Genomic DNA, 26,381 nt, shown 5'->3' with positions numbered 1-26,381 from the left:
TTCGCAATGGCATGCGAACTGGTGTGGCGCCGAATTCCCCATTCCCCATTCCCGACGAGTCGATTTTCACCCACCGGCTTCCCGCGCGCGGTATCGTGATCTTCCTGCGCGGAACAGGTGACAAGGCACAGCCATGGAAAACCAGACCTCAGCCAACGACGACTACGACACCCCGTGGAAAGACGCGATCACGCGCTACTTCCCCGAGTTCATGGCCTTCTACTTCCCGTCGGCGCACGCCGAGATCGACTGGCAGCAAGCGCACGTCTTCCTCGACCAGGAACTCGCCCAGATCGTCCAGGACGCCGAACTCGGCAAACGCCTGGTGGACCGCCTGGTGCAGGTGGCGACGCGGGACGGAGGCGAACAATGGGTCTACATCCACGTCGAAGTCCAGGGCCAGCGCGACGCCAATTTTCCCGAACGCCTGTTCACCTATAATTACCGCCTCTATGATCGCTATCGTCGCCCGGTCGCCAGTCTCGCGGTGCTCGCGGACGAAGGCGAAGACTGGAAACCCACCCACTTCGGCTACCAGCTATTTGGCTGTGAAGTCGGCATCCGCTTCCCGACGGTCAAGATTCTCGACTACGCCGACCAGGCCGAAGCCCTCCTGGCTGATCCCAACCCCTTCGCCCTGGTCACCGCGGCGCACCTGTTCACCCGCCAGACAAAAGGTGACCCCGAGCAACGCTATGCGGCAAAATGGCGCTTGGCCAAGCTACTCTACGAACGGAAGTGGGACAAACAGCGCATCATTGACCTGTTCAGCGTCATCGACTGGCTGATGCGCCTGCCGACGGAGCTGGAGAAGCGCCTGATGCAAGAGGTCTACACATTGGAAAGGAATGTCACCATGCCCTACGTTACCTCTGCCGAACGCTTCGGCATCGAAAAAGGATTGTTGCAAGGTCGGCAGGAAGGCCGGCAGGAAGGTCGGCAGGAAGGCCGGCAGGAAGGTCGGCAGGAAGGGGAGTCTGCCCTCCTGCAGAGCCAACTCGCCCGACGCTTCGGCACTTTGCCGGATGCCGTCCGCGCTCGACTGGCCGGCGCCACAGTTGAGCAGCTCGAAAGCTGGGCGCTCAAGATTCTTGACGCCAAATCGCTGGACGAAGTCTTCGATCGGGACTGAGCGGCAAATTCCTGCCACATTGCCGGGCTTGGCGCACGGGCAAGGGCACTGGCCAATGGCCAATGGCCAATGGCCGTCGCGATGGCGGTGACGCAGCGGGGTGATTGCAGCTGGCGTCGCCACTACGAACGTCGTAGCGTTCCCCAGCTCCCTTCGCCGTCATTGCGAGGAGGCGCAGCCGACGCGGCAATCCAGAGGTTTGGCTTTTCGCGTCGTCAATAGGCCAATGCGGCGGCAAATAGTGAGAGGATGGAACTGGATTGCCGCGTCGGCTGCGCCTCCTCGCAATGACGTACGTGCCGCGTCGGCCGCCTCCTCGCAATGACCAACTTGCCGCGTCGGTCGCCTCCTCGCAATGACCAACGTCGTCGCCCTGGTCACCGCGGCGCACCTGTTCGCCCGCCAGAAAAATGGTGACCCGGACCAACGCTAGGCCGCCAAATGACGCTTGGCCAAGCTACTCTACGAACGGAAGTGGGACAAACAGCGCATCATTGACCTGTTCAGCGTCATCGACTGGTTGATGCGCCTGCCGACTGAACTGGAAAAGCGGCTGATGCACGAGGTCTACACATTGGAAAGGAATGTCACCATGCCCTACGTTACCTCTGCCGAACGCTTCGGCATCGAAAAAGGATTGTTGCAAGGTCGGCAGGAAGGCCGGCAGGAAGGTCGGCAGGAAGGTCGGCAGGAAGGTCGGCAGGAAGGTCGGCAGGAAGGGGAGGCTACCCTCTTGCAGAGCCTCCTTGCCCGACGCTTCGGCACTTTGCCGGATGCCGTCCGCGCCCGACTGGCCGGCGCCACAGTTGAGCAGCTCGAAAGCTGGGCGCTCAAGATTCTTGACGCCAAATCGCTGGACGAAGTCTTCGATCGGGACTGAGCGGCAAATTCCTGCCACATTGCCGGGCTTGGCGCACGGGCAAGGGCACTGGCCAATGGCCCTCGCGATGGCGGTGACGCAGCGGGGTGATTGCAGCTGGCGTCGCCACTACGAACGCCGTAGCGTTCCCCAGCTCCCTTCGCCGTCATTGCGAGGAGGCGAAGCCGACGTGGCAATCCAGAGGTTTGGCTTTTCGCGTCGTCAATAGGCCAATGCGGCGGCAAATAGTGAGAGGATGGAACTGGATTGCCGCGTCGGCTGCGCCTCCTCGCAATGACGTACGTGCCGCGTCGGCTGCGCCTCCTCGCAATGACCAACTTGCCGCGTCGGCTGCGCCTCCTCGCAATGACCAACGTCGTCGCCCTGGTCACCGCGGCGCACCTGTTCGCCCGCCAGAAAAATGGTGACCCGGACCAACGCTAGGCCGCCAAATGACGCTTGGCCAAGCTGCTCTACGAACGGAAGTGGGACAAACAGCGCATCATTGACCTGTTCAGCGTCATCGACTGGTTGATGCGCCTGCCTACGGAGCTGGAGAAGCGCCTGATGGAGAAAGTCTACACACTGGAAAGGAATGTCACCATGCCCTACGTTACCTCTGCCGAACGCTTCGGCATCGAAAAAGGATTGTTGCAAGGTCGGCAGGAAGGTCGGCAGGAAGGTCGGCAGGAAGGGGAGGCGGCCCTCTTGCAGACCCTGCTCGCCCGACGCTTCGGCACTTTGCCGGATGCCGTCCGCGCCCGACTGGCCAGCGCCACAGTGGAGCAGCTTGAAACCTGGGCGCTCAAGATCCTTGACGCCAAGTCTCTGGACGAAATCTTCAATCAGGATTGAGCGCCGCATCGTGATCGCTGCCACCGTGCTGCGCAGCGGCGGTAGCGGTGACGGAGGGTGGCGGGCGGAGCCGCCATCCTGAGCGCAGATCCACCATCCACCGTAGCCGTCATCGCCAGCGCAGCGCCCCCGTCCGCCCCCGCAGCGACTATTCCGCCCCCGCCGACCAGCAGGAACTGCTCCACGCTATTGTCCGCATCCCCCACCCGCCGTGGCAAGCCCGCCTGATACACAGCGGCGCCAGCGCCAAGCAAACCCTACGAACGTAGCGCCGCATTCCTGATAAGCCCTTCCCCAACCATCCCCCCGCCACCCCCGCCACCCCCGCCACCCCCGCAGCCCCCGCAGCCCCCGCAGCCCCCGCAGCCCCGCAGCCCCGCAGCCCCCGCAGCCCCCGCAGCCCCCGCAGCCCCCGCAGCCTCCGCAGCCTCCGCAGCCCCCGCCGCAGCCCCCGCCACCGCCCCCGCCGTCATTGCGAGGAGGCGCAGCCGACGCGGCAATCCAGTTCCATCCACTCACTATTTCCCCCGCCGCATTGACCTCCTGACAATGCGAAAAGCCAAACCTCTGGATTGCCAAGTCCGCTGCGCCTCCTCACAATGACGTGCCGGCTGGTGTGGCGCCGCCTTCGCCGCCTTCGCCCCTTCGCCGCCTTCACTTCACCGCCTTCACTTCGCCGCCTTCGCCGCATTCCCCATATTCACCATTCCCGACGAAACTTTCAGCAAGCCTGCCAGCGGCGCCAAAACCCCGGCGGTAACCGGAATTCATAGCTGCCACACTGCTTGCAACCCTACGCCAGCGCCAGGCGAACCCTGGCTCTGGCCGCAGCCAAAGGCAACAGCATGCGAATATCGACGTCACCGCGCCCCAAGCGCCGAAGTTCACCTCACGAATCGGACTCCTACAGGGGAGGGCAGGCGCTCGCTCTTGCCCCTTAAGGAAACATGCCTTACCATCCGCGTTCATTTCTTGAACAAGAACGCATGACCCCGGCAGAAGAAGTCCACCTGCGTATCCTCCGGATCCTCGAGGAAGCGCCACAGATCAGCCAGCGACAGCTCGCCGAGCGTCTTGGCGCCAGTCTGGGGAAGACCAATTACCTGCTCAAGGCGCTGCTCGCCAAGGGCTACATCAAGGCGGGCAATTTTCTTCGCGCCGCGGACAAACTGAAATACGTGTACCTGCTCACTCCCGAGGGCATCCACGCCAAGCTGCGGCTGACACGCGACTACCTCGCCCGGAAAGAGCAGGAGTACATCGCGATGAAAGAGGACATTGATCACATGCGCGCCGAGCTGGGCGTGGATACTACTGATCATTGATAGCGCGCTGCAGGCAGCCGCAAGGACCCGACCAAGGTCGTGAGGCTTCCCAAGCCAGTAGCTGGTAGTAGCAGAGACGAAACACGATTTCGGCATGGTGCCGGAACAGGCCGATGGCACGGCGAAGGTGGCCCCCAGTGGGGCAGCCAAAGCAAAAATGCTGAATGTAAAAACATTCGGGCATGGCGGTAGCGTACCCAAATCGCACCGCCGGAAGCCGCCAACGCGGCGGCGTCGCCAGTATTGCAGCAGCTCGATTCTTCGGGTGATAACTGCATTAGCTTCTGTCACCCAGCCCTCCAGCACCCGTCAAACAGACGCAGACCCTTCGCCACTCACCCGCAACGTTCATCGAAATAACATGCCACAACCAACAAAGTAGCCCTCATCACCGGCCAGGACGGTGCCTATCTGGCCGAGGGTCCATGCCATTCAGCGACCCTCGTCGCTCTTCAACACCGACCGCGTCGACTACCGCTACCAGCAGGATCCGCACGAAAGCGACCGCAAGTTCATCCTGCACCACGGCGACCTCAGCGATTCCATCAGCCTGATCCGCATCATCTACCGGGTGCAGCGCGACGAAATCTACAACCTCGCCACGCAAAGTCACCTCGCGGTCAGCTTTGAAGAGCCCGAATGCATCGCCAACGCCGACGGCGCTCTGCGCATGCTCGCAGCGATTCGCATCCTCGGCCTGGGAAAGAAAAGCCGCTTCTACCAGGCCAGCACCTCCGAACTCTACGGACTGGTGCAGGAAACTCCACAAAAGGAGAAGATGCCCTTCTACCCGCGCAGCCCCTACGCCGTTGCCACGCTCTACGCCTGCTGGATCACCGACAACGACCGCGAGGCCTACGGGTATCTACGCCTGCAACGGCATCCTCTTGAACCAAGAACGCCCGGTGCGCGGCGAAACCCGTGTCATTGACCTGTTGAGCATCATCGACTGGCTGATGCGTCTGCCGAGGAAGGTGGAGAAGCGCGTGATGGAGGAAGTCCACACACTGGAAAGGAACGTCACCATGCCCTTCCTTAGCTCTGCCGAACGCTTTGGAATCGAAAAAGGATTGCCGCACGGGGACTACGGCAAGGACTGCAGCAAGGATTGCTGATGGCCCACAAGGTGACGTGAGTGCCTACCGCGCTCGGCATCGTGATCACTTCGCACCGAACAGGCGAAGGGATGGAGTTCTTTTCCGGTTACCCGCAAAGGCTATTGATGAAACGTACTACAGCTACAGCGACAGCAACTCCCTGCCGTACTCTTTGTCGGTGTTTGAGTGGCGCGCTCGGGCACCCGCTGACTTCGTCTGACTTGCCAGCAAGCGCGGCCCAGTGGGAGAAGGTGCTGCGCCTGTCGGGTGACCACCTGGTGACGCCCCAACTCCGTTGGGCGCTACGCGAGCAGGATCTGTTTTCGACGCTACCGACCGATGTGGCCGAGTATCTCGAGGCGGTCTATACGCTCAACCTCGACAAAAATACTCGGTGTGAAGAACAACTCGCTAAATTCATTCAGGCGCTGAACTCTCTCGGGGTACGGCCGCTCCTGCTCAAGGGAGCGGCGGTGATCGTGGGCGGACTGTATCCGACGCCTGGCGAACGGATGATTACGGATATTGATGTTCTTATTCCGTCCGAGCACTTGCCTAAAATCATCGACCGACTTGCCGTGGAGGGATACCGGCTAGCGGATGGCGACGGCAAACCGGAGAATATAGAGTGGCCCAAGCATCTCTCTCACCATCACTACCCACCCATCTACCACCCCGATTGGCCAGTAACCATCGAGCTGCATCTGCACCCGGTTCCGTTGCATTATGGACGACTCTTGGGGGCTGATGAGATGTTCCGTGAAGCCACGCCGTTAAAATGGCATGGAGGCGAATGTCTGTTGCCCGCACCAGTTCATTTTATCGTTCACAACTTTATCCACGGCTTTCTGCACGATACCAAGTATGCAATGAAGAACGTGTCGTTAAGGCAGTTGTTCGAGTTTGCCCTGGCCAGCCGTACCTACGGAAATCTGCTGGATTGGAATGCCATCCGACAGTGCTGCAAAATGCTCGGATACGAGATCGCCTTGCGGCAATACCTAACCTTGGTAGGCGTATGCTTTGGCTCACCCTTCACGCCTTCGGTTACCGCCGATTGGGTTGAGCGCGTGAGAATCGAGCCGTACTTGATACGGATGAATCTGCAGAACCGGGCAGTGCTCCGGATGGTGAACATCTCTTGCCTAGTTATTTCTCGTCTGTTTGTTCTGGTCAGAGACCCAGGAAAAATAAAGAGGCTGTTAGACAAAGATTCCTACTTGAAGCTGCGTGATAGAGTTTTCCCCCCGGGTTAGCGTGCAGGAAGCGCATCTGAAAGACGCACAAAGCCCTGATCGCCGGGGTTCATGCAACAGTGATTTCGCACTCGGATGATATTGTTTCTTTCGTCGTGCCAGGCACTGATCAGGCGAATCGCTCTGAGAGCAAATCCACGAGCCGTGGCGCGGCATCGTCGGACAAAAGCTCAGCCAGCCGTCGCTCGGTCGCCGCCCAGATCTCGGCCCCATGGGGGACTCCCATGAAGTGTGGCTCGTTGTTCGCAGCTGACGCGTACGAGCTGAGCCGCCGGTAGGCACCAGCTGCAGCAACCCCAGCGCGCCCACGGTGCAGGACGTAGCCACCGGAGTTGCTAGGAAACCGGGCGACCTTCTCGCCAGCCCGCCAGCCCGCCAGCCCGCCAGCCCGCCAGCGGCCGCGCTGTAGCCAGTAAGGCGGAGCGCCGTGTTTTGACCCAGGGTGCTCTCACACACCTGCCCCGGATTGACCCGGTCCGCGTAGATCATCCATACTCGCGGCCTTGTTTCGTTCGCTCGCTCGCCTTTACCAGAGCTGCCCAAATCACCATGCCCACCGCGAACAACAAGACAGCCCTCATCGCCGGCATCCCCCGCCAGGGCTGCGCTTACCTCGCCGCGTTGCGCCTTAATCCAACTCATCATGATTACGGTATCAAGCGTCACTCTTCACTTTTCAACCCCGATCGCTTTGACCCCATCGACCTGGCTCCTTACACCACCACGCTATTGCGAATCCACACAGGGATGAAAAGGCCACGTGGGATCGCGCGCCTCACCGACATGAAACGTCGCGCACCATAGAGTGGCGCAGCGGAGACCGCGCTGACCTTTGATAGCGTTGCAGCGGCCACATCTCGGAGGCAGGAGAGCCGATTTATTTCAAACCCTATCGTGTCAGGACGACGCATCAACTATTTCATTCACCACCTTGTCGATGTGCAAAGGCACCACCCATGAAAAAACCACTCTTTGTCACGCAGCCATACTTGCCGCCATTAGAGGAATTCATTCCCTATCTGGAAAAAATATGGGACACCAAAGTACTGACCAATGGTGGTCCAATGCACCAGCAACTGGAGCAGGCGCTTTGCGATTACCTGGGTGTTGAGCACCTGGCCCTGTTCGCCAACGGTACCGTTGCTCTGGTGACCGCACTGCAGGCGCTGCGCATCACGGGCGAGGTCATTACCACCCCGTATTCTTTCGTGGCTACGGCCCATTCCTTGCTATGGAACGGCCTGAAGCCGGTTTTCGTCGATGTGGATCACAATACGCTCAACATGGATCCGGCCCATATCGAAGCCGCCATCACCCCGCACACGACGGCCATCATGCCCGTGCACTGCTACGGGCATCCGTGTGATGTGGAAGCGATCCAGAAGATCGCTGAGACATACAATCTGAAGGTGATCTACGATGCCGCCCATGCTTTTGCCGTGCAGGACGAGCACGGCAGCGTGCTCAATCATGGCGATCTGTCGGTATTGAGTTTTCACGCCACCAAGGTCTTCAACACCTTCGAAGGTGGCGCTATTATTTGCCCCGACGCCAGGACAAAGAAGCGCATCGACCATCTGAAAAACTTCGGCTTCGTGGACGAAGTGACTGTAGTCGCCCCGGGAATTAACGGTAAGATGAGCGAGTTCAACGCCGCTCTTGGTCTTTTGCAGCTGCAACACATTGACAAGGCACTAGGGTGCCGGAAGTTAATCGACGCTTTTTACCGGGAGCAACTAGCCGGCGTGCAAGGAATTCACTGCTTGAATGACGCGGGCGAAAGAGTCGCCAATTACGCCTATTTTCCTATCCTGGTCCAGGCGGATTATCCGCTGAGCCGCGACGAACTTTTTCAGAAGCTGAAGGATCACAATATTCACACGCGCCGTTACTTCTACCCACTGATTTCTGACTTCCCGATGTACCGCGGCATGCCCTCCGCCCAGAGAGGAAACCTACCCGTGGCGGCCAGTGCGGCGGCCATGGTGCTGTGCCTGCCGATTTACCCAGCGTTGCAACCGCTGGAGCAGCAACGCGTAATCGACATTATTCAAGGAACCTGATATGGCGCTCCTCAGCCGCCAAGAAATCGAACAAATGGGCTTTGCATCGGTGGGTGATGATGTGCGGATTTCGGATCGCGCATCGTTCTACGGAATGGCTCGAATCGCCTTGCGAGATCATGTGCGTATAGATGATTTCTGCGTGCTCTCTGCAGGGGCCGGCGGTATTCTTGTCGGCAGATACACGCATATTGCCGTCTTCTCATCCCTAATCGGCGCTGGAAGGATTGCCCTGGAAGATTTTTGCAATATTTCCTCACGAGTCGCGATCTATTCAAGTAGCGACGATTATTCAGGTGCCGCCATGACCAACCCCACCGTGCCTAGCGAATATACGAACGTCACCCATGCAGATGTCTTTCTTGGCAAGCACGTCATTGTGGGGAGCGGTAGCGTCATCCTGCCCGGTGTCACCCTCGAGGAGGGTGTGGCAATAGGCGCGCTGAGCCTGGTAAACAAGCGTTGCGAAGCCTTTGGTATCTATGCTGGGAATCCGGCGCGGCGCCTCAAGGAGCGCAGACGTGACATTCTTGAGCTGGAGCGGCGCTTAACGGCGAACAAAGCGAGTTAAGTCGTCAGATGTGTCACGCAAGTTGAAGCGCTTTGCCTTTTACGTGCCGGGGTGGCAGGATTTCCTCTTCCTTGGTAGACGCCGCGCCCTTCGTGGCTGGGGACGTGCTCGCGACCGCAGCGAGCTGCGGTGGGTGGCGCTCCCGCAGTACTTTCCAGGTGCGTTTCTTATCCTCACCGAAGTGCGTAGGTCCTCGCTCGGTTCGTCGAATCTCTGCCACCGCTATCGCGGCGCGCGAGCCGGAACGGGAGGCCGTCACGGGGGGCGTAGTCGCCTTGATCAAAAGAGCCGTGCTAGTCGCAGCATTACCCCCGGCTACAAGTATCTTCACATTCACCGGTATGCGCATGGTTCGCTATATGCATCACTTATCGAGGTTGAGTCGATCAGGCTCGGCAATTATTGTAAGACGTCCTCTTGGGCTGTTTTTAGTCGGCCAAGGATCCCTGCTCTGGAGAACCCGACGTCACCTGGCGATTGCGCCGTGCCAAATGATGGAAACGTATCTATGCAAGAACGTGTGATTGTGGATTTCCGTAACGGTTTTTTTTCGAGATATCGCCTGAAAAAAACCGCTGTCTTGGCTGCGCTAGGCCCCGTGGTACGTGATTACGAAGGAAAGCCTGTCCGTTGTATTCAAGAAAGTAGCCGTGAGCCGGTGACAGTCGCCGAGTGCTTTCTGCAAAGTGGGGCAAGCTGAGTGAGAAGAGTGTCATTCAAGCGTAACGTTTTTGCCACGTACGTCAGCCAGCTCTACACCACTCTGATTGGAATCGCTATTCTTCCCGTGTATATCCAGTACATGGGGGCCGAAGCCTATGGGCTGATTGGTTTCTACGCCATGTTGCAAGCATGGTTCCATTTGCTGGACATGGGGCTGGCGCCGACCATGGCCCGCCAAACCGCTCAATTCAATGGCGGCGCGATCACCGCCCTGACTCTGCGGCGCTTGCTGCGCGCCCTCGAAGCCGTCTTCATCGGTGTTGCCATTGTCGGGGTGATCGCGCTGCTGGCCGGCGCCGATACGATTGCAACAAGCTGGCTCAAAGTCGAGCATTTGCCAGTGTCACAGGTTAGCGATTCGATCCGGCTGATGGCCGGCATTATTGGGCTGCGTTGGATAGCCGGCCTCTATCGCGGCGCAATCGGCGGCTTTGAGCAGCAGGTATGGCTGGGCAAGCTGAATGCCGGGGCCGCCACGGCGCGCTTTGTGCTCGTACTTGTGATCTTCGAAACCCTGGGCACAACCCCGCTGCACTTTTTTGCTTATCAGCTGCTCGTTGCCTGTGTCGAAACCGCCCTGTTGGCGCAGAAGGCCTATCGCCTGATGCCTGTACTAGGGGAAGGCGAAAGCGCACCCTGGTCGCTCACGCCGCTGCGTAATGTGATGAAGTTCTCGCTGACTGTCGCCTTCACCAGTTCCGTCTGGGTTTTCGTCACGCAGACCGACAAACTGGTCCTCTCAAAAATGCTGCCACTCAGCACCTACGCCTATTTCACTTTGGGTGTGCTCGTCGCCAGCGGAGTCACCATCATGAGCGGCCCGATCAGTACTGCGCTGCTGCCACGCCTGAGCCGCCTCCATGCCCAGGGCGACGAGCAAGGGTTGCTCGAGCTCTACCGTCAGGCCACCCAGTTCGTGGTTGCCATTGCCGCACCCCTCGCCATCATGCTGGCCTGCTTCGCCGAACCCCTGCTGGTGGCCTGGACGGGTAGCGCCGAAACCGCCCAGCAGGCGGCACCGGTTCTGCGCCTCTACGCACTTGGCAACGGCGTCCTCTCCCTGGGAGCTTTCCCCTATTACCTACAATTCGCCAAAGGTAACTTGCGGCTGCACATGATCGGCAACCTCCTGTTTGTGGTGCTGCTGATTCCTTCGATCGTCGCTGCAACCTACTGGTACGGTGCAACCGGTGCCGGCTGGGCCTGGCTGGGGGCCAATACAGCCTACTTCCTGCTCTGGGTGCCGCTGGTCCACCACCGACTGGCGCCGGGACTACACTGGCAATGGTTGGGGCGCGACATCGCGCCCGTTGTCGTGCTCACCGCTTTGGCTTCGATCGCCGCCTCGGAGCTGATCACGCTCCCGGCTGGACGGGGCTGGGCCATGGCTGCCATGTTCGCGACCGGGATGTTCGTCCTGTCGTTAGGGGCTGTAGGTTCTCAGAATTTTCGCAATCTCGTTCGCGAGAAACTGGCAGCCAATAAATGAATGATTTATGTGCTTGATACAGGAATGGCTAGCTTGAATAATCCGCGACCACGGGTTTCGGTCTGTGTGATGACCTATAATCAAAAAGACTATATTGGTCAGTGCTTGCAAAGCCTGGTTGATCAAGTCGTCAATTTCGATTTTGAAATTATCGTCGGTGATGATTGCTCCCAGGACGGCACGGCAGGAGTTGTGCGCGATTTTTCAAATAGGTATCCGAAATTAATTCACCCAATAATCCATGAAAAGAATATCGGCGTGTTCTGCAATTATTGGAGTGTGCATCTTGCTGCACGAGGTGAATATATAGCGCATATGGACGGTGATGACTACGCGCTACCCGGAAAGTTAGTCGAGCAAGTAGAATTTCTAGACGAAAATATTACGTGTGTAATGTGTGGCCATGATATGACTCTAGTCCGTGATGGGAGTGTAATAAAAACAAAGAGAGCTATTTACCCGGAAGTGTCGACTATCAAATCATTTCTGTTGTATGGGAATTTTGTTCCACATTCCTCGTCCATGTACCGTTCTGCTTTTAGACTAACCCCTAATCAGTTCAATGAGTTTATGATCGATTTTCAGCTTCATGTCGCTAGGGTCGGTAATGATTATATCGGTTATATAAATAAACCTCTTGGCGTTTATAGGATTGTGAATGACGGTATGGTCTCTGGGTATTATAATAGTGTAAAGAGTTTCAATAGCAATGTGGCTGCCATTGATCAAATAGAATCAGTTGTTGGGTCTGTTGCCCTGATTGATAGGGCGCTATTTAAGCTTTGTTTTGTTTGGATAAAGAATCTTATTGTGGCGCGCCGCCGCGACCTTGCTGAGGAGGTTTTCAACAATAAGTCGATTTCAAGGTTTTCCTTCTGGAGGCGGCTTTTTTTGAGGTCGGTGTTGTTTTTTTCACCAATTTTTGCTATCGCTTTTCGGATAAAAAGGAAGTTCCGATTTTGACCGGAATATTTTTTCTGAAGAATTTTTGTTCGGCGTTCGGGGGGGGCGGTTATCTTCGTTGGCGCCTTGATTTCTATGTTTAAGGAAAATATGTCTTCCTCTAACAGTTTTCGTCCAAAGAGTGGTCGTTGGATGTGGCTGGAAAACTTTGCCTATAGTTTGTTTGTTTTTCTTCTCTCGTATAATTTCAGCCCTCTTGATACTTATGATCGATACCGTCACGCTGAGCGTTATGAGTATATGGCGAGAGATCAAATTGGATTTTGGGATTACTATATATCGGGGGATCAAAAAGACTTTTTGTATTACGTTATAATGTATTTTGGCGATTATGTGGGATTGAGCGGTCAGGTATTTTTTGCTTTTGTTAATGCGTTTTCCGTTTTTGTTATTGTGCTTTCGTTTCAGTTGATAACGAAGTGCCGGTCGGAAAAAATCGTTTTGGTCTTGTTTTTGATAAGTTTTAGCTATATTTCTCTGTTTTCCGGGGTTAGATTTTTTTTGGCGCTTTCTTTCTTTTCGCTTTTTGTTGTTTTCTTCCATCGGGGGTCGTTGTTGGTCGCTCTGTTGTTGCTTGCGCTTGCTTCAGCTATACATTTTTCGTTTTCCATATTCATTGTTGCGTTCGTGGTTCGTATTGTTCCGCGGGTGATGTTGCCTATGTCCTTTCTGGCTTTATTTATGGTTGTTTTGTCGTTGGCCGGGGTTTTTGATGTTTATTCAACGATGAAGGTGCTGAGCGCGCTGTCTTCAAATGAGGCTTATGATAGAGTGTCACGTGCATATGATGAATTGCAAGGTGAGGCGCACAGAAACGTAATGTTTTACGTTTTTAACTTTTGGCTGTTTCTCCCGGCTTTTTACTATTTTATCGTGGATAGAACGAAGTCTCCACTGGTTATTGTGTTGTTTTTGACGATATTTGTCATGGTGTTTTATATAAATAATTATCCTATCTTTGGCAGGTTTTTTTTAGTAATGGTATTGGCTCTGTTCTTCTGTGTGGCCGATCGGGAGGATGATAAGTTCAAGAGGCGTTTTGTTTTTATTCTTGGGGTTTCCTCTGTGGTGCGTTTTGTGCTGGAGATTCACGACAATTTGGAAGTATATGTTCGAAGCTATTTTTGATTTTTGAAGGTTTTTTTGTCTGTTACTTTGGGGTTGTAGGTTGAAAATAGTTTTCTTGCTTAGCTCACTTAACGCGGGTGGCGCTGAGCGGGTGGCAACGACACTCTGCAATGCATGGGCCACGCGAAACGATTCGGTAACCCTGGTTCCAACCTTCTCCGGTGGCGGTGAGCCGTTTTTCCCAGTAGATAAACGGGTTAAATTGATTTACCTGTCGTCACTCGTTGGAGTTCGGACGGGTTCCGGCAAGCGCTATCTGGCTCGTCTGCTTGCTCTGCGGCGTCTGGTGCGCGAGGCAGCGCCCGATGTGGTGGTCTCTTTTCTGCCGAACGTGAATATTGCGGCGCTCGCGGCGACTGCATTCACCGGCGTTCCGTGCATTGTCTGCGAGCGCAGCGATCCATCTCAAATGCCGGTCAGTCGTTTGTGGCGCGTGGCATGTAACCGGTTTTACCGCCTTGCTGACCTGGTGGCGGTGCAGACCGAGGCGGTCGCCTCCGGGATTGGTTTGCTTTACGGCGGGCTTCGTCGGATCGTTGTGGTGCCTAATCCCTTGCCGGAGGCGGTGATGAAGGTGCGTGCTGAATTGGGGCTCGCCCGAGAGCGTCGCACCCTGTTGAGCTTGGGGCGCTTGTCGGCGGAAAAGCAGGTGGGGCAGATTGTCGAGATCTTTTCGAGCTTGGCGGAGGACTATCCCGACTGGGACCTCCATGTTCATGGTGATGGCCCGGAATGCGAGGCTTTGCAGGCGCAGATTGACGCACTTAGCCTACGCGAACGGGTGTTTCTTAAGGGGGGCAGTAACGAGCCTTGGTCGGTGATGGCTGAGGCGGATGCGTTTGTGATGAATTCTCGCTTCGAGGGATTTCCCAATGCGATGCTGGAAGCGATGGGGGTTGGCCTACCTTGCGTGGTTGCTGATTGCCCTAGCGGGCCGCGGGAGATTAGTGCCAACGGCCGCGATGCCTTGTTGTTTTCTCCGGGCGATGTGGAAGGTTTTCGTGGGGCGCTTGCGCGGATCATGGGTGAGCCGGCTATGCGCTTGAGGCTTGGCGACCAGGCGCGGGAGGGCGTGATTGAGCGTTATTCACTTGAAGCCGTATTGAGTATCTGGGATGGCTTGTTTGCCCGCGTTAGAAAGGATTCCTTGTGAGATGCGTAGTTCATGTCATCAGTGGTCTGGGGCGCGGCGGTGCCGAGAGGGCATTGACTCGGCTGCTCGAGGCTCAGCGCGGCAGCTTGGACTACGCGCACGTAGTCATTTCGCTGGCGGACATGGGATGTTATGGCGAGTCGATTCAACGGATGGGTGTGCCGGTTCATGTGCTGGGTATGACGGGGGTGCTGGGCTTACCGACAGGGCTGGTTTCGCTCGTGCGGCTGTTGCGGCGGCTGCGCCCCGATCTGGTACAAACCTGGATGTATCACGCTGATCTGTTGGGTGGTGTTTCGGCCAGATTTGCCGGCCGACCTCCGGTTTTGTGGGGAATCCGTTCTTTTGATCTGAAGCGCGGCGCCAAGTTGCGAACGCGGCTTGTTCAGAAGGTTTGCGCATGGACATCACACTGGCTGCCGACATTGATATTGTGCGTTGCGGAAGCGTCTCGGCGCAACCACGCTGCCTTGGGCTACGACGAACGCCGAATGCTGGTCATACCCAATGGTTTTGAGCTCATGCCGCCCGAGATTCCTGCACCCGATGTCGATGCACTGCGCGCCGCCCATGGCCTGCTGCCTAGGCATGTGGTAGTGGGTTGCGTGGGCCGCTTTCATCCGGCCAAGGATCACCGGAATTTTGTCGATGCGGCCGCACTGTTGGGAGAACGTTTCCCGCTCACGCGTTTCTTGATGGTCGGCCCGGGTCTGGATGCGGGCAACGCAGTGTTGCGCGGCTGGATCGAGGCGGGCCGAATGAGCGATCGATTCGTGCTGCTGGGGGAACGTACGGATATCCCACTGTGCCTGAAGGCAATGGAAATCTTTTGCTCGCCGTCGCGGACCGAGGCTTTCCCTCAGGTGGTGGGCGAGGCAATGGTGGTCGGGCGGCCCGCCGTGGTGACGGATGTGGGCGATACGGCGCGCGTCGTTGGCGACACGGCGGTTGTCGTGGCGCGCGAAGATCCTCAGGCGCTGGCGGCAGGTTTGGCATCGCTGCTGGAAGCTTCCCCGGGGCAGCGCGAGGAACTTGGTCGCCGGGCTCAGGCTCGGGTACGTCGGGAGTTCTCGATCGAAAAAACCGTTGAGCTCACCATCAACGCGTATGAACTGGCACTGGGCGCGGGAAAATAGTATTCAGGGAGAGTAATCCGATGTGTGGTTTTGCTGGTTTTCTCTCGCGTACCGACATGGGTGCTACCGATGTCGCTGGGCGTTTGCTCAACGCGATGGGTAATACGATTGCGCATCGTGGGCCGGATAGCGAGGGCATCTGGAGTGATCGAGAGGCTGGCCTAGGGATGGTGCATCGCCGGCTGGCTATCCTCGACTTGAGTTCTGCCGGGCATCAGCCGATGCTTTCGCAGGGTGGGCGTTATGTGCTTGCGTTCAATGGCGAGATTTACAACCATCCCCGGCTACGCGCTGAATTGGCAGCCGACGGTCATGCCGCCGCCTGGCGCGGGCATTCGGATACGGAAACTTTGCTGGCTGCCTTTCTTGCCTGGGGTATCGAGGCGGCGCTGAAACGTTGCATTGGCATGTTTGCCATCGCGCTTTGGGATCGCCGGGAGCGGGTGCTGACGCTGGCGCGCGACCGGATGGGTGAAAAGCCCTTGTACTTCGGTTGGCAAGGGGAGGGGCAAAAAGCTGTTTTTCTGTTTGGCTCGGAACTGAAGGCGCTCAAAAAGCACCCGGCTTTTACAGCGGCCATAGATCGTGGCGCCCTCGCGTTGCTGATGCGCCATAATTACATTCCGGCGCCTTATTCCATTTATCAGGGTATCGCCAAGCTGGAGCCGGGTTCCCTGCTTTCGCTGTCTTTGGCTAACCCTGAGCCGCACATCTGGAAGTACTGGGACACGGCTGCAATCGCGCACGCTGGCTTGGCGAATCGTTTTACGGGGAGTGCAGAGCAGGCGGTTGATGAACTGGATCAGCTAGCCCGGGATGCCGTGCGCCAGCAGATGATGGCCGATGTCCCTCTAGGGGCCTTTCTTTCGGGTGGGATTGACTCCAGCGTGGTGGTGGCGCTGATGCAGTCGCAGTCTACACGCCCGGTAAAAACCTTCACGATCGGATTTAACGAGGACGGTTATAACGAGGCCGTTCACGCCAAGGCAGTGGCCAGGCACTTGGGTACGGAGCACACCGAGTTGTACATAACTCCGGAGCAGGCCATGGCGGTGATCCCGCAATTGCCTTCATTGTATGACGAGCCCTTTTCCGATTCATCGCAAATTCCGACGTTTCTCGTTTCGAAAATGACACGACAGCATGTTACGGTGTCGCTTTCCGGTGATGCTGGGGATGAGTTGTTCGGTGGGTATTCCCGCTACACACAGGCGACTCGCGTCTGGCGCATATTGGAGCGCTTTCCAGCGGGGGTTCGTTCCGGGCTGGCGCATTTGATTTTGTCTATTTCAGTCAATAACTGGAATCGATTGGCAAGTCCGGCCCGCGCTTTCTTGCCCGCTCGAAAGCGCAATGTGGGCGACAAGGCTCACAAGTTGGCAGAATTGCTGAATCACTCAAATTCCTTGAGTTTTTACCGCCGATTGATTACTCATTGGCCATCGCCTGAGCTTGTTGTAATCGGCGGAGAAGAGCCTGCAAATTACTTTACGTCGCTCGAAAATGCCCGTGGCGCTGTGGGAAATTTCGAGTCCATGATGCTGGCTGATTCGCAGACTTATCTTCCCGACGACATCTTGGTCAAGGTTGATAGGGCGGCCATGGGGGTTTCGCTGGAAACACGAGTCCCTCTTCTGGACCATCGACTGGTCGAGTTCGCATGGCGCCTACCTTTGTCGATAAAGGTTCGCGATGGTCAGAGCAAGTGGGTGTTGCGGCAGGTGCTCTATAAATATGTCCCGCGGGCTTTGATCGAACGCCCCAAGATGGGCTTTGGCGTACCCATCGACAGTTGGCTGCGCGGCCCGCTTCGTGATTGGGCCGAGAGTTTGCTGGATGAATCGCGTCTGCGACAGGAGGGCTTTCTTTATCCGGCCCTGATTCGGCAGAAGTGGGCGGAGCACCTTTCTGGGCAGAGAAATTGGCAATATCACCTCTGGGATGTCTTGATGTTCCAGGCTTGGCTGGAGCGCCAGTCGCATTCGCTTTCCGAGCGGAGTGTGGAGTGAAAGTCCTGCTGTTTGCCAATACTGAATGGTATTTATACAACTTTCGCCGTTCGACGGCGCTGGCTCTGCGCGAAGCGGGCCATGAGGTGATTCTTGTTTCGCCACCGGGGCCCTATGGGGAGAAGTTGCAAGCGCTGGGCTTTCGCTGGATTCCAGCACCGATGCAACGACGCAGCCTGAATCTACTGCGCGAATTCGTGCTCTTGATGTGGCTTCGCCGACTCTTCGTCCAAGAGCGGGTGGATTTGGTTCATAGCTTTACCATCAAGTGCGCCGTATATGGGTCGCTGGCGGCGCGACTGACCGGAATTCCTGCTCGCGTCAATGCTGTGGCGGGGATGGGCTACGTGTTTACGAGCGATTCCGCAAAAGCCCGTTTGCTGCGGCCGGTGGTGCGAAGTCTGATGCGTCTGGCGCTGAACGGCAGCGGCACACGCCTGATTTTGCAGAATCCGGATGATGTGGCTCTGTTTGCGCACGCACAACTGGTGGATGCCGCGTCGGTGCGCCTGATTCCAGGGTCCGGGGTGAATTGCAATGAGTTCGTGCCGGGGGCGCCGCGGCGGGGGGCGCAGCGCTTTCGCGTGTTGCTGGCGGCGCGATTGCTGTGGGACAAGGGCGTGGGGGAATTCGTTGAGGCGGCTCGGCAGTTGCACGCGCAAGGGAGTGACATCGAGTTCTTGTTGGCTGGCGATCCCGATCCGGGCAATCCCGCTGCGGTGCCCGAGGCAGCTGTACGCTCTTGGGTGGAGGCGGGCTTGCTCCAATGGCTGGGACATGTGGACGATATGCCGGCTTTATTCCGGTCTGTGGATGTGGTCGTTCTGCCGAGTTATCGCGAAGGCTTGCCCAAGGGGCTGATCGAGGCTGCGGCGTGTGGTTTACCCCTTGTGACGACTGATGTCCCAGGTTGCCGCGAGGTTGTTACAGACGACGTGGATGGTCTGCTGGTGGCCGTGAGGAGTGCCGCCGCGTTGGCAAATGCTATTGACCGTTTGCACGGGGATCCGACGCTGTGCGCCAGGTTAGGCGCCGCAGCCCGTGACAAGGCGCTCGCCGAATTTGACGAACGTATCGTTGTTGAGCGCACCATGGCTGTCTATCGGGAACTCATTCCTCATGCTTGATAGCAGTTTCGCGAACATGCGCTGCACGTGCCAGCGCGGCCCTTGCGGCGGAGCGCTTCGAGCGCGTGATTCACCTCGCCGCGCAGGCCGGCGTGCGCTATTCGCTGCAGAACCCGCAGGTCTACGTCGATAGCAACCTGGTTGGCTTCGTGAATATTCTCGAAGGCTGTCGCCACAACCAGGTGCAGCACCTGGTCTATGCCTTGAGTTCGAGCGTTTACGGCGGCAACACCCGCATGCCGTTCTCCGAGCATGACAGTGTCGACCACCCGGTGAGCCTCTACGCGGCGACCAAGAAGGCCAACGAGTTGATGGCGCATACTTATAGCCATCTATACGGCTTGCCGACCACGGGTTTGCGCTTTTTTACGGTGTATGGGCCGTGGGGCCGGCCGGACATGGCGCTTTTTCTGTTTACCCGGGCGATCCTCGAAGGTCGGCCGATCGACGTTTTCAACCACGGCAGGATGCAGCGCGATTTTACCTACGTGGACGACATCGTCGAAGGCGTCATCCGGGTCATGGATCGCTGTGCCACGGCCAATGCAGGCTACCTCCCGGACGAGGCTGATGCGACGACCTGGGTCGATACGGCGCTGCTGGAGGACTGGGTCGGTTTTGCGCCCGCGACGCCGGTGGCGGAAGGGGTGAAGCCTTTCGTGGCCTGGTATGGGGACTACTACAAGGGTTGAGGTGGGCTGATTTTGCAGGGAATTCGCACAGGGGCTGGTCGGCGTGGTGAGAGAGTTCGGCTCTTCGGGTGCCTGGTCCGGATGCGGCGGAAGAGTAGTGAGAGCTAGTGAGAGGGTGGAACTGGATTGCCGCGTCGGCTGCGCCTCCTCGCAATGACGAAGTGGGGGAGGATGGTTGCGGGTGGTGGAGATGAGGGCCGTGGTGTGGGCGGTGCGAAGTCTGGCACCACAGTCACCCTGCGGCTTCACCCTATGGGGTCACGCGGCTTTCCGGTTGGCTTGAAGGTTTCGTCGAAGGCGAGCCACCCGCCTGGCCATCATCGCGAGGAGGCGAAGCCGACGTGGCGATCCAGAGGTTTGCTCTGAAAATCGTCACCGACGAAGACTTGGCGGTACCCATCGCCGACAGGCATACACGGCGACGCCGCGCCATGGATTCGGCCTACCGACGACAAGGAAAAATGCCGTCTGCAGGAAACGGCAATGCGATCTGACAACGTAGAATTAAGTACGCACGGCTGATCAAAGCTATTCGGCCAGGCATTTTTTGCCTGGCATTCGGTGTTCCACACTGGCGATGGAATGTTCCATCCGGGAGATGCATCGTTCCATGTTTTTGATGGAACGTTCTATCAGCGAGATGGAACATTCCATGTTTTTGATGGAGCGTTCTATCAGCGCGATGAAACATTCCATCTTTTTGATGGAGCGTTCTATCGCCGGGATGAAATGTTCCATCTTTTTCATGGACCGTTCTATCGCCGACATGGAACATTCCATGTTTTTCATGGAATGATCGATCGTCGGCATGGACCCTTGCTTCTCCGGCATCGATCGATCGATGCGTCCATGGCATGGGCACCCCTGTCCGGCAACGGCCGGGAGGGTCGTTGCCGGCTAGGCGGCTTGCTTTACGGGGCTTCGCTGCTCTTTCTGGCCTTGCGGGCAAAGCGGCGACCGAGGTCGTCGAGGGTTTCTTCGAGTGCGCCGGTGTTGAGGTTGTGTACTTTGGCGTACTGGTACACCAGCAAGGCGCTGACGTAGGCTTCGCTGCCGGCGGCGAAATAGCTGTCTTCAATCTTGCGGAAGAGGGTTTCGGCGGCGTGGCGAATGGGGTAGAGCGCTTCGATGAGCTGGACGTCGGCGCGGAATTCTTCGACGCTCAGGCCGCCGGGGAGAATTTCCGGATGTGCTTCGGCGATGGCCAGGGCCTTGACGACGAAGGAGCGGTTGGCTTCACCGAACTTCGGCATCGAGGTCCGCTCTTCGGAGCCAAGGTCGATCAGAAAAGGAAGGGCCTCGCTCAGCGTGGCCAGGGCGGTCTTGGCCTTTTCGCGCTGCTCGGCGGTCAAGGTGGCGTTTATGCGATTCACAGGCATGCTTGCTCTCCTCGGGTTTGGCCGTACGAAAACATTTCGTACGGTAATGAATTGAAGGAAATTTTTTGCCGCGAGTCAAGGCGATTCGCTGGCCACGTCGTTTGTCCGCAGGCGCGGCCTGGCGGCGGAGAGTGCTTGGTGGGGAATTTTTGGTTCGGCGTTCGGCGGTCGGCGGTCGGCGGTCGTTGCGAGAGAAGGCGGGACGCGGAGGGATCGTCGCTAGTGTCGTGTTTGACGCGATATTGCAGCTATGCATTCCGGCTGCCCGTGGGTTTGGCTCTGCTGTCAGGTTGGCTGAAGGGCTCGCCGGGAATGAGGAACGCGGAATGAGGAACGCACAGTACGCAGTGCGGAGTGCGGAATGCCGAATGCCGAATGCCGAATGCCGAATGCCGAATGCCGAATGCGAAGCGCGCAGTGCGGCACTACACCCGCCCGCACGTCATTGCGAGGAGGCGCAGCCGACGCGGCAATCCAGTGCCATCCTCTTACTATCGTCCGCCGCATTGAGCACATGAAAGGCCAAACCTCTGGACTGCCGCGTCGCTGCGCTCCTCGCAGTGACGGGGGGAGTGGACTGCCGCGTCGCTTTGTTCCTCGCAGTGACGGGGGGAGTGAACTACCGCGTCGCTACGCTCTTCGCAGTGACGGGGGGAGTGGACTGCCGCGTCGCTACGCTCTTCGCCGTGACGGGGGGAGTGGACTGCCGCGTCGCTACGCTTCTCGCAGTGACGGCGGCTCTGGACTGCCGTGTCGCTTTGTTCCTCGCCGTGACGGTGGTCGTGGCGGTGACGGGGGCGGCCGTGACGGCAGGTGTGGCGGCGGCGGTGACGGTTGTGGCGGCGGCGTTGTCCGGGCGGGCGCCGGGTTGTCTGGGTCGGATGCGCGCTCCGGCGTCAATGGCGCTCCGGCCGTCATTGGCGCTCCGGCCGTCATTGCGAGGAGGCGCAGCCGACGCGGCAATCCAGTGCCATCCTCTCACTATCGTCCGCCGCATTGAGCACATGAAAGGCCAAACCTCTGGACTGCCGCGTCGCTGCGCTCCTCGCAGTGACGGGGGGGGGAGTGGACTGCCGCGTCGCTTTGTTCCTCGCCGTGACGGGGGGAGTGGACTGCCGCGCCGCTGCGCTCCTCGTCGTGACGGTGGGGTGGGGGAGGATCGACGAAAGTCTGATCGAGAATGCGGGACGACAGCGTTACACTAGCGGCCGCTAATCTGGACTGTGTGCTTGACGCTGCGAGTTGAATTGCCCTATCGCGTCGCTGATTTTAGCGGCGCTTTTTTTTTGCCTGCGTTTGCCTGCGTTTGCAGAAAGCTTGCAGAAGGCTTGCAGGAATTTTGAGGATTTACGATGAAAACAATCGACATCATTGCCGGCGCGCGCCCCAACTTCATGAAGATCGCGCCGATCATCAAGGCGCTGACGGCGTCGCGGGCGCAGGGGGGCTCGTTGCAGCACCGTCTTATCCACACCGGCCAGCATTACGACAAAGCCATGTCCGGTGGCTTTTTCGAGCAGTTGGGGATACCGGAACCGGATATCAACCTGGAAGTGGGTTCAGGCACGCAGGCCGAGCAGACGGCGGCGATCATGGTGCGTTACGAGAAGGCCTTGATCGAGAAGCGCAGTGATCTGTGCCTGGTGGTGGGCGATGTCACTTCGACCATGGCCTGCTCGATCGTTGCTCGCAAGCTGGGGGTGCCCGTGGCGCATGTGGAAGGGGGCATCCGTTCCGGCGACTGGAGCATGCCGGAAGAGATCAATCGGGTGGTGACCGATTCGATTAGCAACTGGTTCTTTACGACCAGCACGACGGCCAACGAGAATCTGCGCCGCGCCGGGGTGGCGGAGGAACGGGTCTTCTTCGTCGGCAATACGATGATCGATACCCTGCTCGCGCAGATGCCGCGCTTGCAGCCCCCGGATTTCTGGGCGGCATTGGCTTTGCGGCCGGGGCAGTATTTCGTGCTGACCCTGCATCGTCCGGCGAATGTCGATGCCGAGCAGCAGTTGCAGCGCCTGTTGCAGGCCATTGCCGATGGCACGGGGGGGTTGCCGGTGGTGTTTCCCGTGCATCCGCGTACCGCGAAGAGCCTGCGCGAGCTGGCCGGTCAGATTCCGGGGCTGCACTATGTCGATCCGCAGGGCTATCTGGAATTCAACTATCTGGTGAAACACGCCAAAGGGGTGATCACCGATTCCGGCGGCATCACCGAGGAAACGACGGTGATGGGTGTGCCCTGCCTGACCTTGCGTGACAACACCGAGCGACCGGAAACGGTGACCGTGGGGACGAATGAACTGATCGGTACCGACCCGGCCAAGCTCGGCCCGGCACTGGCGCGCCTGATGGCGGGCGAGTGGAAGAAGGGCGCCGTGCCGGAAAAGTGGGACGGGCGCGCGGCCGAGCGGATCGTGGCGGAATTGCAGCGCTTGCTGGGCTGAGGTCGTTTTGCATTGGTGATGAGGCTTTCGGCTGCGACTTGCGGCGGCTGCCACTTGCGGCTGCCATCCCCGACCCACGGTCATTGCGAGGAGGCGAAGCCGACGCGGCAATCCAGAGGTTTGGCTTTTCGCGTTGTCAGGATGTCAATGCGGTGGGGGAAATAGTGAGGGGATGGAACTGGATTGCCGCGTCGGCTGCGCCTCCTCGCAATGACGTGCGGGCGGGGTGTGGCGCTGCATTCGCGTTCCTGACGAGCTTTTCAGCAAGCCTGACAGCGGCGCGAAACCGCCGCAGTAGCCGGATTCCATGGCTTCCATGGCTTCCATACTGCATGCGACGCGACACTCAACATCGCGGCGGCGAGGAACTGATGTACCGAAAGCTGGACGTGCTCGGCGCCCGGTGATTGAAGGGACCGCTTGATGGCGGCATGGGGGCCGACGCGCATCTGTCTTCAGGCCGAGTGAAGTTCTTCGCGGATCACTCTTCGTAGTGTGTCTTCGATCGTTTTTTTCTGCATCGCTTCTCGCAAGGCTGCATTGATGAGGGTCTGGTATGGACGTTTGGATAGGGGGGTGCGGCAGGTGTGGTGTGCTGATGGTGTATAATCTCAGATTTCCTGATCCCGACCGGGAATGTAGGTAGAATTCAGGAATTGCAAATGGCACTTTATTTTGAGGTCCGTAATTTGCGTATGACATAGAGCAAGCGTTGCTCGGGGTGCAAGGAGGGACGGGCGTTGAGGCAGTCGTGGCTTCCGGGGTTTCCCGATGGTGCGCAGAAAGTGGGCGAAGGGTTGGCGATTCTGGAGAAGGATGGCCGAGCGATCTACTTCGTTGGGGGAGACAATTACTTCTCGCACCCTGTAGGAGACGATGCTGGCCGCAGGTTTGCCCTGACCAGTCTGATGGAAAACGGGCACGTCAAGGCGGTCGAACTGGAAAGGCCGCCGCTGTGCATCCCGCACCGCACGTTGATGAACTGGGTGGGACAAAGCCGCAAAGCCGGGCCATCGTCTTTCTTTCGGCCGGCGGCGGCGAACCGGCCGCGGATCATGACGCCGGACAAGAGTGCCGAATGCGCGCGGCTGTTGAGCGAGGGCAAGCGTCCTGCCGAAGTGGCGCGGCAGGTAGGCGTCCAAGAGTCGACGCTGCGCAAGGCGATCCGGCGCCAGGGCGTGCCGCAGTTGGCCCCATTGCCGCAAGACGCAGGGGAGTTGGAAGCGGCGAGCACCAAGAGTGAGCGCAGCCGGGCGGACGCGGAAGCCGCCGCGGGGATGGGCACCGCCTGCACGCGCGCCGACGAGCGGATCCAAACGGCGCTGGGATTGGCGACCGGTGCGACGACGCGCTTCGAAGCGAGTCAAGATGTGGCGATGGGAGGGCTGTTGGCCGGCTTGCCGGCCTTGTGTGCGAACGGGCTACTGACCGGCCTGGATCGCCATCTCAAGCTGCCCCGGGGATTCTACAGCGCCTTGCACATCCTTCTCGTCCTCGGCTTCATGGCCCTGGGGCGAATCAAGCGGCCGGAACATCTGCGACAAACCTCGCCCGGAGAACTCGGCAAAGTCATCGGCCTGGACCGGGTGCCGGAAGTCCGCACTCTGCGAGAAAAAGTCCATCTGCTGGCCAAGACGGGTGACCCCGCCGCCTGGATGCGGGATCTGGCGAAGCTCTGGATGGAAAGTGAGCCAGAAGAAGCGGGTTACCTGTATGTCGATGGTCATGTTCGGGTGTATCACGGCGAGCAGGCCAGGCTGTCGAAGCGCTACGTCTCGCGCGAACGCCTGTGCCTGCGGGGCACCACCGACTACTGGGTTAACGATGCCCTGGGTCGCCCGTTCTTTGTGGTTTCGCAGCCGCTCAATGACGGACTCGCCGAAACCCTGCTCAAGGACATCGTCCCGCAACTGCTGGAGATTGTCCCGGGACAGCCGACGCCGGCCGAACTGGACGCCGACCCGACCCTGCACCGGTTTGTCATGGTCTTCGATCGGGAAGGAGCCACCCAGAGTCTCCTCGGCAGACTCTGGAAACAGCGCATCGGCGCACTGACCTACCGCAAGAACGTCAAGGACCTCTGGTCCGAAGACGCGTTTCAGGAACAGGAAGTCCATCTGCCGGCAGGCGGCAGCACCGGGATGAAACTCGCCATGCGCGAAACCCGACTCGGCACAGGCGATAGCAGCCTAGCCGTGACCGAAGTCCGTCGGCTGACCCAGACCGGACATCAAACAGCCGTCATCACGACCGCCCGGCAACTCGGAAACACCACCATCGCTGGGCGGATGTTTGCCCGTTGGTGCCAGGAAAACTACTTCGCGTACATGATGGAACACTATGATATTGATGGACTTCTCGAGTACGGAGACGAATCTCTTCCCGGCACTCACCAGGTCGTCAACCCCCGCTGGCGGGAACTCGACAAGGCCGTCAGGCAAACCCGCCAGAGCGAAAGAAAACTGCAGGCTGCAATTGCCAGGACGGCCTTGAATGACGGCGGCGAAATCCAGAAAAACGCCGAGTCTGTCGAAGCACTGCAAGCCGTTCAGGCGGAACTCAAGCAACTTTGCTCGGCGCGCAAGGCAAGCTCCCGAAAGGTGACGATCGACAGCCTGCCGGAGGCCGAGCGCCCGACCCAACTGCCGCCGCTGAACAAAATGCTCTGTGATGCCGTGAAAATGGTCGCCTACCGGGCCGAGACCGCCATGGTGGCGCTATTGCGTCGCCACTTGAAGAAGGAGGACGACGCGCGTGCGCTCATTCGCGAATTGTTCGTTTCTTCCGCCGACATCGAACCGAACGCTCTGGCCAACACCCTGACCATCAAAATTCACCGGATGGCCAGCCCAGCCCATGATCGAGCCATCGCCGCGCTCCTCGAGGAACTCACCCAGCAAGATTTCCCGCATCCGGAAACCGGGGCAAGAATGACCTTCGCCCTCGTCTAAAGTGCCAACCTGGTTTCCTCCGAGAT

General features: G+C 58.4%; 22 protein-coding genes and 1 pseudogene. 20 read left to right on the top strand and 3 right to left on the bottom strand.

Annotated elements, in window-relative coordinates:
- Positions 1-133: 133 nt before the first annotated feature.
- Together QZ648_RS17870 and QZ648_RS17865 are read left to right on the top strand one after the other, a co-directional pair.
- Positions 134-1,132, top strand: coding sequence for a DUF4351 domain-containing protein (locus QZ648_RS17870; RefSeq protein WP_291997859.1), 999 nt, complete (start codon positions 134-136; stop codon positions 1,130-1,132).
- A gap of 448 nt (positions 1,133-1,580) precedes the next feature.
- The gene (locus QZ648_RS17865; RefSeq protein ID WP_291997858.1) at positions 1,581-2,012 is read left to right on the top strand and encodes a DUF4351 domain-containing protein; all 432 of its coding nucleotides are present in this window, start codon (positions 1,581-1,583) and stop codon (positions 2,010-2,012) included.
- A 201-nt stretch (positions 2,013-2,213) separates the two neighbouring features.
- Here QZ648_RS17865 and QZ648_RS17860 read toward each other — a convergent pair whose 3' ends face one another.
- Positions 2,214-2,429, bottom strand: a complete 216-nt coding sequence (locus QZ648_RS17860; protein WP_291997857.1) for a hypothetical protein — start codon at positions 2,427-2,429, stop codon at positions 2,214-2,216.
- A 21-nt stretch (positions 2,430-2,450) separates the two neighbouring features.
- On the opposite strand from QZ648_RS17860, the gene QZ648_RS17855 reads away from it, so the two are divergent.
- The 16 genes and pseudogenes from QZ648_RS17855 (at position 2,451) to QZ648_RS17780 (ending at position 19,578) form a co-directional block, all read left to right on the top strand.
- Complete coding sequence (locus QZ648_RS17855; RefSeq protein WP_291997856.1) at positions 2,451-2,846, top strand: DUF4351 domain-containing protein; 396 nt, start codon at positions 2,451-2,453, stop codon at positions 2,844-2,846.
- Positions 2,847-3,832: 986 nt separating this feature from the next.
- Positions 3,833-4,171, top strand: a complete 339-nt coding sequence (locus QZ648_RS17850; protein WP_291997855.1) for a MarR family EPS-associated transcriptional regulator — start codon at positions 3,833-3,835, stop codon at positions 4,169-4,171.
- Positions 4,172-4,558: 387 nt separating this feature from the next.
- Positions 4,559-5,097 (top strand): annotated as a pseudogene (locus QZ648_RS17845) (GDP-mannose 4,6-dehydratase); the annotation flags it as partial.
- Positions 5,077-5,286 (top strand): hypothetical protein, encoded by a 210-nt coding sequence (locus tag QZ648_RS17840; RefSeq protein WP_291997872.1) that lies wholly within the window; start codon positions 5,077-5,079, stop codon positions 5,284-5,286. The pseudogene QZ648_RS17845 and the gene QZ648_RS17840, both read left to right, overlap by 21 nt.
- Positions 5,287-5,306: 20 nt before the next feature.
- Entirely contained in the window at positions 5,307-6,524 is a 1,218-nt protein-coding gene (locus QZ648_RS17835; protein WP_291997854.1) for a nucleotidyltransferase family protein, read from the top strand.
- 549 nt (positions 6,525-7,073) lie between these two features.
- Positions 7,074-7,328, top strand: a complete 255-nt coding sequence (locus tag QZ648_RS17830; RefSeq protein ID WP_291997853.1) for a hypothetical protein — start codon at positions 7,074-7,076, stop codon at positions 7,326-7,328.
- A 152-nt stretch (positions 7,329-7,480) separates the two neighbouring features.
- Positions 7,481-8,587, top strand: a complete 1,107-nt coding sequence (locus tag QZ648_RS17825) for a DegT/DnrJ/EryC1/StrS family aminotransferase (RefSeq protein ID WP_291997852.1) — start codon at positions 7,481-7,483, stop codon at positions 8,585-8,587.
- Between the two features lies 1 nt (position 8,588).
- Positions 8,589-9,158: an acyltransferase gene (locus QZ648_RS17820; protein ID WP_291997851.1), complete on the top strand. Its 570-nt coding sequence runs from the start codon at positions 8,589-8,591 to the stop codon at positions 9,156-9,158.
- 709 nt (positions 9,159-9,867) lie between these two features.
- The gene (locus tag QZ648_RS17815; RefSeq protein ID WP_291997850.1) at positions 9,868-11,370 is read left to right on the top strand and encodes an oligosaccharide flippase family protein; all 1,503 of its coding nucleotides are present in this window, start codon (positions 9,868-9,870) and stop codon (positions 11,368-11,370) included.
- Complete coding sequence (locus tag QZ648_RS17810; RefSeq protein ID WP_291997849.1) at positions 11,371-12,333, top strand: glycosyltransferase; 963 nt, start codon at positions 11,371-11,373, stop codon at positions 12,331-12,333. It begins immediately after the preceding gene.
- 75 nt (positions 12,334-12,408) lie between these two features.
- Positions 12,409-13,461, top strand: coding sequence for an EpsG family protein (locus tag QZ648_RS17805; protein ID WP_291997848.1), 1,053 nt, complete (start codon positions 12,409-12,411; stop codon positions 13,459-13,461).
- Positions 13,462-13,501: 40 nt separating this feature from the next.
- On the top strand, positions 13,502-14,614 hold the full coding sequence (locus tag QZ648_RS17800; RefSeq protein WP_366144178.1) for a glycosyltransferase family 4 protein: 1,113 nt from the start codon (positions 13,502-13,504) through the stop codon (positions 14,612-14,614).
- Positions 14,611-15,750 carry a glycosyltransferase gene (locus QZ648_RS17795; RefSeq protein WP_291997846.1) on the top strand — a complete coding sequence of 380 codons (1,140 nt, stop codon included), beginning with the start codon at positions 14,611-14,613 and terminating at the stop codon, positions 15,748-15,750. Before QZ648_RS17800 ends, QZ648_RS17795 begins: the two co-directional genes overlap by 4 nt.
- Before the next feature lie 20 nt (positions 15,751-15,770).
- Entirely contained in the window at positions 15,771-17,759 is a 1,989-nt protein-coding gene (gene asnB, locus QZ648_RS17790) for an asparagine synthase (glutamine-hydrolyzing) (RefSeq protein ID WP_291997845.1), read from the top strand.
- Positions 17,756-18,886, top strand: a complete 1,131-nt coding sequence (locus QZ648_RS17785) for a glycosyltransferase family 4 protein (protein WP_291997844.1) — start codon at positions 17,756-17,758, stop codon at positions 18,884-18,886. The genes asnB and QZ648_RS17785 overlap by 4 nt, the downstream gene beginning before the upstream one ends.
- Positions 18,883-19,578, top strand: coding sequence for an NAD-dependent epimerase/dehydratase family protein (locus QZ648_RS17780; protein ID WP_291997843.1), 696 nt, complete (start codon positions 18,883-18,885; stop codon positions 19,576-19,578). Before QZ648_RS17785 ends, QZ648_RS17780 begins: the two co-directional genes overlap by 4 nt.
- Before the next feature lie 528 nt (positions 19,579-20,106).
- Here the strand turns inward: QZ648_RS17780 and QZ648_RS17775 are convergent.
- Positions 20,107-20,388 carry a hypothetical protein gene (locus QZ648_RS17775; RefSeq protein WP_291997842.1) on the bottom strand — a complete coding sequence of 94 codons (282 nt, stop codon included), beginning with the start codon at positions 20,386-20,388 and terminating at the stop codon, positions 20,107-20,109.
- 101 nt (positions 20,389-20,489) lie between these two features.
- Entirely contained in the window at positions 20,490-20,957 is a 468-nt protein-coding gene (locus QZ648_RS17770) for a hypothetical protein (protein ID WP_291997841.1), read from the bottom strand.
- A 1,352-nt stretch (positions 20,958-22,309) separates the two neighbouring features.
- On the opposite strand from QZ648_RS17770, the gene wecB reads away from it, so the two are divergent.
- A complete protein-coding gene (gene wecB, locus QZ648_RS17765) occupies positions 22,310-23,404 on the top strand; it encodes a UDP-N-acetylglucosamine 2-epimerase (non-hydrolyzing) (RefSeq protein ID WP_291997840.1) in 1,095 nt (364 codons plus the stop codon).
- Positions 23,405-24,144: 740 nt separating this feature from the next.
- Positions 24,145-26,355, top strand: coding sequence for a helix-turn-helix domain-containing protein (locus QZ648_RS17760; protein ID WP_291997839.1), 2,211 nt, complete (start codon positions 24,145-24,147; stop codon positions 26,353-26,355).
- The last annotated feature ends 26 nt before the right edge of the window (positions 26,356-26,381 follow it).

Origin of the sequence: Candidatus Accumulibacter sp. ACC012 (assembly GCF_907163155.1) — a bacterium.
GTDB classification, from domain to species: Bacteria; Pseudomonadota; Gammaproteobacteria; order Burkholderiales; family Rhodocyclaceae; genus Accumulibacter; species Accumulibacter delftensis.
This window is presented reverse-complemented; position numbering and strand designations above follow the sequence as displayed.

Excerpts from the sequence above, each read along its gene's own strand:
- QZ648_RS17850 (WP_291997855.1), top strand. The coding sequence starts at position 3,833 with ATGACCCCGGCAGAAGAAGTCCACCTGCGTATCCTCCGGATCCTCGAG.
- QZ648_RS17830 (WP_291997853.1), top strand. The coding sequence starts at position 7,074 with ATGCCCACCGCGAACAACAAGACAGCCCTCATCGCCGGCATCCCCCGC.
- QZ648_RS17805 (WP_291997848.1), top strand. The coding sequence starts at position 12,409 with ATGTTTAAGGAAAATATGTCTTCCTCTAACAGTTTTCGTCCAAAGAGT.
- QZ648_RS17820 (WP_291997851.1), top strand. The coding sequence starts at position 8,589 with ATGGCGCTCCTCAGCCGCCAAGAAATCGAACAAATGGGCTTTGCATCG.
- QZ648_RS17870 (WP_291997859.1), top strand. The coding sequence starts at position 134 with ATGGAAAACCAGACCTCAGCCAACGACGACTACGACACCCCGTGGAAA.
- QZ648_RS17775 (WP_291997842.1), bottom strand. The coding sequence starts at position 20,388 with ATGCCGACGATCGATCATTCCATGAAAAACATGGAATGTTCCATGTCG.
- QZ648_RS17825 (WP_291997852.1), top strand. The coding sequence starts at position 7,481 with ATGAAAAAACCACTCTTTGTCACGCAGCCATACTTGCCGCCATTAGAG.
- wecB (WP_291997840.1), top strand. The coding sequence starts at position 22,310 with ATGAAAACAATCGACATCATTGCCGGCGCGCGCCCCAACTTCATGAAG.
- QZ648_RS17770 (WP_291997841.1), bottom strand. The coding sequence starts at position 20,957 with ATGCCTGTGAATCGCATAAACGCCACCTTGACCGCCGAGCAGCGCGAA.
- asnB (WP_291997845.1), top strand. The coding sequence starts at position 15,771 with ATGTGTGGTTTTGCTGGTTTTCTCTCGCGTACCGACATGGGTGCTACC.
- QZ648_RS17810 (WP_291997849.1), top strand. The coding sequence starts at position 11,371 with ATGATTTATGTGCTTGATACAGGAATGGCTAGCTTGAATAATCCGCGA.